The organism is Bradyrhizobium oropedii (assembly GCF_020889685.1).
In the GTDB taxonomy this organism is placed as follows: Bacteria; Pseudomonadota; Alphaproteobacteria; order Rhizobiales; family Xanthobacteraceae; genus Bradyrhizobium; species Bradyrhizobium oropedii.
The window spans coordinates 1-10,781 of record NZ_JACMYO010000241.1; the positions used below are offsets into that span (position 1 = coordinate 1).

The following is a 10,781-nucleotide window of genomic DNA, read 5'->3' on the forward strand; positions in this document are numbered from 1 at the left end:
CCCGCCTGCACACGCCCGGCGACCGGAAACGTGCGCTCGCCGCTCGCCGGCAGATCAGCACCTGATACCGCGTAGCCGTCGACGGCGGAGTTCTTGAAAGGCGGCAGCGGCAGCGGCGCGGCAACGTCACGGCCGAGGATGCGTCCATCGGCGTTCACCAGGGCAACGGTCTCCGTCTCGCCGACGGGCTTGACGCGCGAGGCAATGATCGCGACGGCCTCGTCGACCGACATCATCGGTCCGCCGAATGCGAAGCAGTCATCCGAAAGCTGCGCCATTTTGTCCCTCAGTCCTCGGCTACCGACAAGGTCTGCTCAACCTGGATCGCGAACTGCGGCGTTATCCTAAATGCCGGACCGATCGATGACCAATCCGTGGCAGTTCCCGCAACCCGGCGGAAAGTGGCCAGTCGGTCTCCGATCGTGCTTATATCCCCAGCTGCGTTACCATGTGAACCCGTCGGGACGTCAATCAGTGACCGAGAAGACCGCCGCTCCCATCATCGTTCCAGATCCGGACGACCCGCGACTGACCGAACGCGTCACAGGCATCGATCAGACCGGCGCGCAGACCGAGATCAGGGTGCCGGTCGAGCGGCCGCTAACGCTGTACCTCAACGCGCAGGAGATCGTCACGATGATGACGATCAACGACTATCCCGAATACCTCGCGCTCGGCTACCTCTTGAACCAGAACATGCTCAAATACGACGACGTCGTCACCGAGGTCGAATATGACGACGATCTGGAGGTCGTCGTGGTGCGCACCGCGCACCACACCAATTTCGAGGCGAAGCTGAAGAAGCGCACGCAGACCTCGGGCTGCGCCCAAGGCACCGCGTTCGGCGACCTGCTCGAAGCCGTCGAGAAGGTCGCGCTGCCGAAGGCCGAGCTGCGGACCTCCTGGCTCTACCAGATGACGCACACCATCAACACGATGCCGTCGCTCTATCTGGAAGCGGGCGCCATTCACGGCTGCGTGCTGTGCAAGGAGAGCACGCCGGTCTGCTACACCGAGGATGTCGGCCGGCACAACGCCGTCGACAAGATCGCGGGCTGGATCTATCGCCACAATGTCGATCCGGCCGACAAGATTCTCTACACCACCGGGCGGCTGACCTCCGAGATGGTGATCAAGACGGTGCGGATGGGCATCCCGATCCTGGTCTCCCGCTCCGGATTCACCGCATGGGGCGTCGGTCTGGCGCGGCAGGTAGGACTGACGCTGGTCGGGCGCGCCCGCGGCAAGCGCTTCATCGCGCTGTCGGGCGAGGGGCGGATCGTCTACGACCAGAACCTCGACTATGTCGAAGAGGAATCGATGCGTCACAAGCGCAAGGGCGAGACCGACAATGACTGAGATCCCGGGGACTGGCATCCCGGGCGTGCTGCTCGCCGGCGGGCTGGCGCGGCGAATGGGCGGCGGCGACAAGCCGATGCGCAAGATCGCCGGCCGCACCATCCTGCAACGGGTGATCGACCGTCTCGCGCCACAATGCGGCGGGCTGATCATCAACGCCAATGGCGATCCCGCGCGCTTCGCCGCGTTCGGCCTTCCCGTCGTTGCCGACGATGTCGCCGACTATCCCGGCCCCCTCGCCGGCATCCTGGCCGCGCTCGACTGGACCGCAGCCAACCGGCCGGACGCGAAATGGGTGCTGAGCGCGGCGGGCGACTGTCCGTTTCTTCCGCGCGATCTCGTCACACGCCTGGAGCAAGCGCGCGTAGCCGAGAATGCCGAGCTCGCGGTCGCCTCATCCGGCGGGCAGACGCATCCGGTCATCGGCCTCTGGAGCGTGCGCCTGCGGAGCGAATTGCGCCACGCGCTGGTCAAGGAAGACGTACGCAAGATCGATCGCTGGACCGCGCGCTACCCACTCGCAACCGTGGAATGGCCGACCGAACCGCTCGATCCGTTCTTCAACGCCAACACCGTTGAAGACATCGCGGAAGCCGACCGCCTCGCCGCGCTTGACGGAGGCTGAGCCGCTCGTTCGCCAGCGGATTGCTGACGGTCTGCGATAACATCGGATGCACCGCAAGCAACACGGGCCCCCGCGATCAAGCGCCGGACGATGGCGCCGCAAGTTTGCGACGTAGCGATTGAATTGAACATCCGAGGGTTCTCCCCTTCTCAAAATGAAAGGAGGCCCCGGCTCGGTCGTTACATTTTTGTGACAGATCACGAACTGCCTGTACACGCTCCGGAGATTTTGCAGCGCCTGCGAATGAGGTCGCGAAGGAGCTCCGCTGTTTCACTCCGCGGGCTTATGACGGAGACGAAGGTATAAGCGCAAGCTACCCGTTTCCAAGCTACAAACCGAACGAAAGAGATCTTCCGCGGCCATAGTGTCAGACGTCACTGGACACCCATTGAATGAAGCGCGCGAACGTCTTGCGGAACGGCAAACAAGCTGCGATAGCCCATTCAGCGCCCCGGGAGAGAAGGCTTTGCGAAGAACGTTGGCTTGGATACTTCCCTTTCGGATTATACTACAGGTTGTTTGCGATCATGCCCACCTGGATCGATATATCGCACCCATTCTTATCTTGGGTTTGATCGGTATCGGTTCGCTTGTTCCACGCAACACTGATAACCCTCAATTGCTGGCAGCTTTCTCCAACGATGAACCATGGATGACGCTGGCACTCGATGGTACGGCCGCAAAGCCCTTCGGCAACCCCGCCAACTACCTGGATCCGACAGCCGAAGCCTTCAAGAAAATCCCGGCATATTGGGGAACGCTTCGATACAACAACATCGTCTACTACGGCGCGGTGATGTTCGACATCGCCTTTCCCTTCTACGCGACGGCGCACCTGGTTGGACTCCCTGCCTTTCCAACTGCTCCCATTATCCTCAGAACGATATCGATGCTCGCCGCGTTAATGAGCCTGCTTTTCGTCTACAATTTTGCAAAGAGGCATGCGGGTGTTGTTGTCGGAGTACTATCCTGCGCCGCCTTGCTGACGGATGGCAATTTTATCTACTACATGACGATTATTCATCCGGATACGCTTCAGATCTATTTCGGGCTCCTGGCACTCGGACTTGCACTGCGCCATTCAGGTGACGGGTCTCTTTCAAGCCTCGCCGCCTTGGGGATGGTTTGTGGTCTGGTGCAGGGGACGAAGTTTGGAGGACCGTGGACGGTACCGTTAGCAACAGCTGCGCTCTTGATGGGAATTCGTGCGACAGGCGCTCACCAATGGGACAAGAAAGTCATTGCCCAGCGAGTTGCCGTACTCGGAGCAACCGCCCTGCTGGGGTGGCTCGGTACGAATCCTTACGCAGTCATCACGCCCTACTACTTCGACTCCTGGGTCGCACAATGGCAGATCGTCGGCAGCTCGGGTGGCCCCCTGGGGACCTTCACGCCCTGGGATTGGATGAAGGCCATCTATGACTACGTTGGCCCGCTTGGTTCAGCGTTGGCTGTGGCAGGATTGCTGCACGGGCTGAGCGGCGGCTTCTCAACGACGCGCAAACGAGCCCTCTTCCTGGCCGCTATACTCTCGCTGTCTCAGATTGCCTACTACGCTCTTCTCGGCAAGCTTTGGGTCGTTGTTGGATACCTTTTGGTCGCGCTGCCTCTGATGGCGATGCTTAGCTTCGATTTCGTCGTAACATGGCTGAGGTTTATTCTCGCGAAGCCGTTCGGGCGCCTGGCACGTCCAATCACACTCACCTTCGTTTTCCTTGCAACGCTATACCTCGGCACCGACCACGTCTTTGCACTGGTCAACCAGACGCTCGCGCTACGCCATCGCGATAACACCTTGTTGGCACTGAACGACTGGGCTGCCAAAGGCGGTATACCGCCCGATGCCCGTATAGTTTTCGATGATCTTGGCTACTTCGATCCAAAGATATTCAAGAACGCCAAGATGTATGGAGGCGTGTTGACGTGGAGCGGCGTCAATGCTCTCGATCCCGAATATATCGTCCTTTCGAGCAGTCTCTATGGAAGCCCGCACTACGCCAAACTGATCGAGACTCAACACCTCGCTGCCGACGATCCCAATCCGTTTTCGATGCTGATGTACCAAGCTCTGATTCCAACCCCGGCACCCGGCCCGACCGCAGCGGAGGGAATTACCTTCGTCAAAGAAATCGCTCCCGAGTCCAGCAGGGCGAAGGCCTCCTCGCCGGCACATCTCACACCATGGCGAAGCCTTGAAGCTCGGGTGAGATCCTCGCTCGCCCTCTTGGAGGGGATTTGGCAGCCGATCGACAAACCGCGCGTCGGACCGACCCTGAAGATTTATAAGCGAAAGCCCAACAAACCTTCTGACGACCAACACTGACGCCCGTGCGGCCATTCGTTCCAAGAGTTGCATATCTTGACCGGCTCACCTAGAAATCTCGTTTGCACTAACAGCAACGACCTGACATGAGCAGCAACGTCGATACGGGTACATCTGAGCGAGAGCCGAACACACGGAGACGGCTGATCTCCCTCGTCATGCCGGTCTACAACGAAGAAGCCAATGTAGATCGCGCCTACGCCGCGCTGACTACTATTTTCAAAGACCTGCCCCAATACGATCTGGAGTTTGTTTTCACCGACAATCACAGCGAGGATCGAACGTTCGAACATCTCGCTGCACTTGCCAAGATCGACCGCAGGGTCAAGGTGATCCGCTTCACGCGCAACTACGGTTTTCAGCGCTCGCTGCTGACCGGCTACCGAAACGCATCCGGTGATGCAGCGATTCAGATTGATTGCGATCTTCAGGATCCGCCGGAATTGATTCCGCAATTCATTGCGCTTTGGGAAAAGGGCCATGATGTGGTCGTGGGCTTGCGCCGGCGCCGCGAGGAAGCAAGACTGCTCACGCTCGGTCGCCGCGCATTTTACGCGCTGCTCACCCACATTTCCGATGATCCAATCACCCGCGACGCCGGCGACTTCCGCCTGGTCGACCGCTCCGTGATCGACCGCCTCAAGGAGCTGAACGACTACAACCCGTACGTCCGCGGCGTCATATCTTCATTTGCCGCGCGCGAGACCGGCATTCCCTACGACCGGACAGAGCGGATACACGGCCGCAGCAAATTCCCGGTGCGGAAGCTGGTCGGCTTTGCCCTTGACGGGATCATCGGGCACTCGGTTCTTCCGCTGCGGCTTGCATCCTATGCCGGCCTCCTGATCTCGGTCGCCGTCTTTCTGCTGGGGCTGTTTTATGTCGTCGAGGCGCTGCTGCGGGGCAAATCGTGGCCGAGCGGCTTTGCGACGCTCATTGTCGTTATGTTGTTTGGGATCAGCCTGAATGCAATCTTCCTTGGCATTATCGGGGAATATGTGAGCCGTATCTATCAGCAGGTCCGCTTCAGGCCGCTGGTGACGGTCGAGACCGCCGCCAATATCTCCGCAGAACAGAGCAAACAATGACGTCAGCAATTTTCACATCATGTACGCCGCGGCGGGAAGAGCGAATTTGACCCCGAGCTTCTGGCGCGGCCGCCGCATCCTCTTGACCGGGCATACCGGTTTCAAGGGCGCTTGGGCCAGTGTGATGCTGGCCGATCTCGGCGCGAAGGTAACCGCGTTTTCCTTAGCCCCTCAGACCGAACCTAATCTTTGGCAAACCATCGGGCAACGCGTAGCGATCGACAGCCGCCATGCCGATCTGCGCGACATGGCGGCGGTGACCGAAATTTGCAAAACCGCCGAACCCGAGATCGTTTTGCATATGGCTGCACAGGCGCAGGTTCGGGAAAGCTATCGCGACCCGGTCGGAACCTTCGCCAGCAATATCATGGGTACGGTGAACTTGCTGGAAGCACTGCGCGCCAGCCCGGGATTGCAGGCGATTCTGACCGTTACCAGTGACAAGGTCTATGCGAATACGGAGACTGGCCTGGCGTTTCCCGAGAGCGCCCCGCTAGGCGGCTCAGATCCCTATAGCGCGTCCAAGGGCGCGACCGAAATCGTGGTCCGGAGTTACGCCGAGAGCTTCTTTGCACCGCTCGGGGTGCCTCTGGCCTCGGCGCGCGGCGGCAACGTGATTGGTGGCGGCGATTTTTCCAGCGACCGACTCGTTCCCGACGTCTACAGGGCCGCACAAAAAGGCGTGCCGGTTGAACTGCGCTATCCTGCGGCGACCAGGCCCTGGCAGCATGTACTTGACTGCCTCACCGGCTACCTTGGCTTTGCCGAATATCTCGCCAACAGAGGTGCGGCCGATCCACCCTCCCTGAACTTTGGCCCGTTGACGGATGAATCAATGTCGGTCGCCCAGGTGGCGGCGGCGATCGGCGAAGGACTGGGCAATGGACAGGCCTGGAAGCAGGCGTCGGGCTCATTCCCACCGGAAAAGCAGACACTGCGGATCAACAGCGCTCTGGCTGCCAAGACGTTGCAATGGCGGCCGCGGCTCGACGCCAACGAGACGATTGCGTGGACGGCGCAATGGTATGCGGATTTCGCGAACGGCAAGGACGCGCTCGAACTTACGCGTGCGCAGATTTCGCGGTACGGGACCTAGCCTGCATCGAAAAATAGCCGACTTCGGGCCAGGAACATCTTCAGTTCGGCCTGATCAGCAATCGTCGGCCAGGCCTTTGAGATGCTGTCGGCGTTCCCGGCTTCGTTGCTGCCGAATTCCGCAAGCGCATAGAGCAGCTCGGTATCGAGCGGTTCGCCCAAGCGCGTCGCCAACCATTCGACCTGATGGGCGAGGTAGCGGCCGCGAACGGCCTCGGCGAATGCGGCAGATGCGATGGCCCAGTCCGGCGACAAACGAGGATCCAGTGGTGCGCCTTCCACAGCGGCGATGAACGCGGAAAGCATTGTTCCCAGTGGCCGGAGCGCCGTGGTCCACTGCGGGTCGCCGTTCACGCGCGTTCCTGCAATATCGATGGCGCCCGGCTCGTCAGCGAAATCGAGCACAGCAACGCCCTTTTCGGTCTCGACTTCGATCCGGCGCTGCCGGCCTTGATCGTTGCGTGCAATGAGCAAGGAAACCGGCAGCCCGTTGGCCTGCGCTTCGATCGCCAGACGCGCGCCGCCCCGTCGAACATCCAGCGCAACGAGCGCGAGATCGCGGAACTGCAATTCGCCGACCAAGGGCACGATGTGGGGCAGCACATCATCGAACAGTGTCACAGCAGGGTCGTAGCTCTTGGCTTCCCCACCACGGATGTCCGAAGGGCCGTCGGTCCAAATCATCCGGAGGCTCCGCGGGCGGCCAAGCGGGGCCAACGAGGCCGCATAGGCCTCGACGTATCGCGCGAACAAGAAGACGTGGCTGCCCCCGAACGCCGTACTCCTGGCCGTTGCGATGCTGTTGAGTTCCTCGATCCTGCGACGTGAGAGTGCCACAGGCTTTTCCACCAATACTGGGATACCGCTCACCAGCGCACCAGCCGCAGCCTCGAAATGGTCTTCCGCGCGGTTGGCGACGATGACGGCATCAGGCCGCTTCGAGCCGGCTCCAGCGCTCGGCCAGGTGTCCTGAGCGCTCAACCGGCCGACAAATTGCGATTGCGCAGCCCACGCCCGGAGGCCGACGGCATTGCTCGGCGAGTGCATGGTGATCTGGTCTGCGCGGCCGGGAAGCCCGCACAGTACCGAAGCGATCGTTCGGGCCCAACGCCCGCCGCCGATGACCGATATCTTCATCGCTATCGCCCTAGCCATCCGCGCAGGTTCTGGCAACCCGCCGAACGCGAGACGCTGCCGGCGCACAAGACCCACCAGGGAAAGCCGCCGACCTTAGCCTTTGACAAACGGAGCCCGATACGCAAAGTCACCGCGTATTTCAGGGTACGGCGGCTTCGATGCGACAATACGCGCCGTAATAACTTGTCACATGGATCCCGAATGAATTCGACAATCGTGCCGGCGAATGAGATCGACCATTGCGAGGTGTGCGGCAACCGCACCTTGGCTCCCGTGTTGGATCTCGGGGCCCACCCGATGTGCGACGATCTGGTTGCGACCGGAAGCTCGCGGACATGCGCCGAGTACCCGATCGAAATCCTCTTTTGCGACAATTGCCGGACCGCACACCAGCGCTTTCAGGTTCCCAAACGCGAGCTGTTTCCCGAAAGCTATCACTACCGGTCGCGCTTCACCGCCGACGTGCTTTCCGGAATGAAGAGCCTGGCCGATTCCTGCGAGCAGCGCTTCGGCCTGGTCGCCGGCAGGAAGGTCGTTGATGTCGGCTGCAACGATGGCAGCCTGCTCGATTTCTTCCGTGAAAAGGGCGCCATAACCATCGGTGTCGAGCCGACCTCAGCCGCGCAGGATTGTGCGGCAAAAGGACACTCGACCATCCATGATTTCTTCACCGAAGCAACGGCGGAGCAGATCATCGCCAAGCATGGCAAGCCGGACTTCATCACCTTCACCAACGTGTTCGCGCATATCGAAGACCTCGGCAGCGTAATCGCTGCGCTGAAGCGCCTGATCGGCGAAAACACCATCCTGGTGATCGAGAACCACTATCTCGGATCGGTTTTGCTCACCAATCAGTTCGACACTTTCTATCACGAGCATCCGCGTACATACAGCTACCGCTCGTTCGTCTTCATCGCCCGTGCGCTCGGTCTCAATCTGATCGACGTGCAGTTTCCCGCGCGGTACGGCGGCAACATTCGTATTTTTGCGGGCAAACAGGCGTCCGCGGTCGACGCCGCGGCTATCGAGAAACTCGAAGCCAAGGAGGCCCAGTTCGGCCTGGACTTCGCGACGCTGCGCAGCGGCGTGACACGCTGGCGCGACAAGAAGAGCCAGGAGTTGCGGACTCTCGTACAGAAAAATGGTCCCCTTCGCGGCAAAGCGTTCCCGGGCCGCGCCGCCATCCTGATCAAACTGTTGGCGCTCGACAACGACTCGATTTCGATCGTTCATGAGAAGCCCGGTTCAATGAAGATCGGCCATTACCTGCCCGGCACGAGAATCCCGATCGGCTCCGACGATGATCTGCTCAAGGCCCCGCGGGGCGCCAATCCATTGCTCAATCTGGCGTGGCACATTCCGGTCGAGATACGCAATTATCTCAAAGACGCTGGCTATGATGGTCCGGTGATCGACATTCTGAGCCAGCAGGATTTTCAGCCCGGCGCGTGAGACCACCGATACAACTCAACTGCGCCCCGATGCGGCGAACTGAGAGCCAAGACATGAAAGCGGTCATTCTCGCTGGTGGGTTCGGCACACGTCTTTCCGAGGAAACCGATCTCGTCCCCAAGCCGCTGGTCGAAATCGGCGGACGGCCGATTTTGTGGCACGTGATGAAGCTCTACGCAGCAGCCGGGCTGAATGATTTCGTCATCTGCGCGGGCTACAAGGCATCGATGATCAAGCACTATTTCGCCAGCTACTTCCTCGAAACCAACGACATCGAGATTCACACCGCCACGCGCGAAGTTCGATACCTTACCCCCAAATCGCTCGATGACTGGACGGTGAAGATCATTGATACCGGCCTGAATACCATGACTGGCGGACGCATCAAACGTGTTGCTCCGTACCTGGATGAAACCTTCTGTCTCACCTACGGCGACGGCGTCGCAAATCTCGATATCGCCCAGGTGATCGCATTCCATCGCAGGCATGGGAGGCTCGCGACGGTGACGTCAGTCCCGTCACCTGGCCGTTTCGGCATTCTCGACATGGATCAGCACGATGCCGTATCGCGGTTTCACGAAAAGCCCGACGCCGAAATGGGCTGGATCAATGGCGGCTTCTTCGTTCTCGAACCGCGCGTCCTCGACTATATCGACGCCGATGAGACGGTTTGGGAACGTCGACCGCTGGAACGGCTGGCGGCCGACGGACAATTGATGGCCTACCGCCATCCGGGCTTCTGGAAGGCGATGGATACGCTACGGGAGAAACGCGAGCTCGAAGAGATGTGGGCATCAGGTTCCGCACCTTGGAAGCTATGGTGACAACCGATGACACAGCCTGACGATATCAACCGCGCCGAGTTCGACGCGTATACGGCGAACTACAATGAAGAGATCAACAAGGCCTTGAATTTTTCGGGCCTCGATATCGACTTCTTCGCGCGCGTTAAGAATGACTATCTGGTCGATATCCTCGACACACGTCAGGGCGGCGCAGCCAAAGCCAAACTGCTCGACGTCGGCTGCGGCGTTGCCAATGCCCACAAGCAATTGACAGATCGGGTCGGCGGGATTTCGGGGGTCGACGTTTCGGGCGCCAGTATCGCGGTGGCACGTCAACGCAACCCTGGTATCCGCTACGAAGTCTTCGACGGCACTCATCTTCCGTTTGGCAACCAGTCATTTGACTGCGTGTTCGCGATCAACGTGTTTCATCACGTCCCGGTCCCACAGCGGCCGGCGCTGGTTGCTGACATACGCCGGGTACTGCGTCCCGGAGGCTTATTCGCGATCTTCGAGCACAATCCGTTCAATCCCGTGACCCGGCGCATCGTCAACACCTGTGAATTTGACAAGGACGCGGTGTTGTTGAAACGACGCGATTCCGAAGCACTTCTCGAGGGTGCCGGCTTCGACGATATCAGCACGCGATATATCTTCTCGGTGCCTGCGGCCGGCCCCCTGCTCCGCAGAGTTGACCGGCTCTTTTCCTTGCTACCGTTTGGCGCGCAGTATTACACGCTTGGTACCAATCACTAGTGTCCCGAATCCGAAGTTCGCATCATTTGCCGCACTTTCGGAACGAACTTCGGGTTCGATAAGGACACTAGCAAACTTATGATTCTAGTGTGCTTTATGAATGCGAAGTTCGTGAAAGCGGCTGCCGCGAAATCGCACGAACTTCGCATTCAGCACACTAG

General features: G+C 59.9%; 9 protein-coding genes and 1 pseudogene. 8 read left to right on the forward strand and 2 right to left on the reverse strand.

Annotated elements, in window-relative coordinates; translation table 11 throughout:
- Positions 1–278: pseudogene (locus H8A95_RS38320) on the reverse strand (molybdopterin molybdotransferase MoeA); the annotation flags it as partial.
- Between the two features lie 196 nt (positions 279–474).
- On the opposite strand from H8A95_RS38320, the gene H8A95_RS38325 reads away from it, so the two are divergent.
- From H8A95_RS38325 to rfbG, 5 genes are all read left to right on the forward strand, one after another.
- A complete protein-coding gene (locus H8A95_RS38325; RefSeq protein WP_229187781.1) occupies positions 475–1,359 on the forward strand; it encodes a formate dehydrogenase accessory sulfurtransferase FdhD in 885 nt (294 codons plus the stop codon).
- Positions 1,352–1,984: a molybdenum cofactor guanylyltransferase MobA gene (gene mobA, locus H8A95_RS38330; RefSeq protein ID WP_229187782.1), complete on the forward strand. Its 633-nt coding sequence runs from the start codon at positions 1,352–1,354 to the stop codon at positions 1,982–1,984. The genes H8A95_RS38325 and mobA overlap by 8 nt, the downstream gene beginning before the upstream one ends.
- Positions 1,985–2,636: 652 nt before the next feature.
- Complete coding sequence (locus tag H8A95_RS38335; RefSeq protein WP_229187783.1) at positions 2,637–4,307, forward strand: glycosyltransferase family 39 protein; 1,671 nt, start codon at positions 2,637–2,639, stop codon at positions 4,305–4,307.
- 86 nt (positions 4,308–4,393) lie between these two features.
- On the forward strand, positions 4,394–5,395 hold the full coding sequence (locus H8A95_RS38340; protein ID WP_229187784.1) for a glycosyltransferase family 2 protein: 1,002 nt from the start codon (positions 4,394–4,396) through the stop codon (positions 5,393–5,395).
- Between the two features lie 19 nt (positions 5,396–5,414).
- Positions 5,415–6,491, forward strand: coding sequence for a CDP-glucose 4,6-dehydratase (rfbG, locus tag H8A95_RS38345; protein WP_420839522.1), 1,077 nt, complete (start codon positions 5,415–5,417; stop codon positions 6,489–6,491).
- Here rfbG and H8A95_RS38350 read toward each other — a convergent pair.
- On the reverse strand, positions 6,488–7,645 hold the full coding sequence (locus H8A95_RS38350; RefSeq protein ID WP_338028050.1) for a Gfo/Idh/MocA family oxidoreductase: 1,158 nt from the start codon (positions 7,643–7,645) through the stop codon (positions 6,488–6,490). The two genes, rfbG and H8A95_RS38350, sit on opposite strands and share 4 nt — an antisense overlap.
- On the opposite strand from H8A95_RS38350, the gene H8A95_RS38355 reads away from it, so the two are divergent.
- From H8A95_RS38355 to H8A95_RS38365, 3 genes are read left to right on the forward strand one after another with little or no spacing between them, the layout of a single operon-like run.
- Complete coding sequence (locus H8A95_RS38355) at positions 7,532–9,079, forward strand: class I SAM-dependent methyltransferase (protein ID WP_229187787.1); 1,548 nt, start codon at positions 7,532–7,534, stop codon at positions 9,077–9,079. The two genes, H8A95_RS38350 and H8A95_RS38355, sit on opposite strands and share 114 nt — an antisense overlap.
- Positions 9,080–9,132: 53 nt before the next feature.
- Positions 9,133–9,903, forward strand: coding sequence for a glucose-1-phosphate cytidylyltransferase (gene rfbF / locus H8A95_RS38360; protein ID WP_229187788.1), 771 nt, complete (start codon positions 9,133–9,135; stop codon positions 9,901–9,903).
- A gap of 6 nt (positions 9,904–9,909) precedes the next feature.
- On the forward strand, positions 9,910–10,620 hold the full coding sequence (locus tag H8A95_RS38365) for a class I SAM-dependent methyltransferase (protein WP_229187789.1): 711 nt from the start codon (positions 9,910–9,912) through the stop codon (positions 10,618–10,620).
- Positions 10,621–10,781: the final 161 nt, after the last annotated feature.

Excerpts from the sequence above, each read along its gene's own strand:
- H8A95_RS38350 (WP_338028050.1), bottom strand. The coding sequence starts at position 7,645 with ATGGCTAGGGCGATAGCGATGAAGATATCGGTCATCGGCGGCGGGCGT.
- H8A95_RS38335 (WP_229187783.1), top strand. The coding sequence starts at position 2,637 with ATGACGCTGGCACTCGATGGTACGGCCGCAAAGCCCTTCGGCAACCCC.
- rfbG (WP_420839522.1), top strand. The coding sequence starts at position 5,415 with ATGTACGCCGCGGCGGGAAGAGCGAATTTGACCCCGAGCTTCTGGCGC.
- H8A95_RS38340 (WP_229187784.1), top strand. The coding sequence starts at position 4,394 with ATGAGCAGCAACGTCGATACGGGTACATCTGAGCGAGAGCCGAACACA.
- H8A95_RS38365 (WP_229187789.1), top strand. The coding sequence starts at position 9,910 with ATGACACAGCCTGACGATATCAACCGCGCCGAGTTCGACGCGTATACG.
- rfbF (WP_229187788.1), top strand. The coding sequence starts at position 9,133 with ATGAAAGCGGTCATTCTCGCTGGTGGGTTCGGCACACGTCTTTCCGAG.
- mobA (WP_229187782.1), top strand. The coding sequence starts at position 1,352 with ATGACTGAGATCCCGGGGACTGGCATCCCGGGCGTGCTGCTCGCCGGC.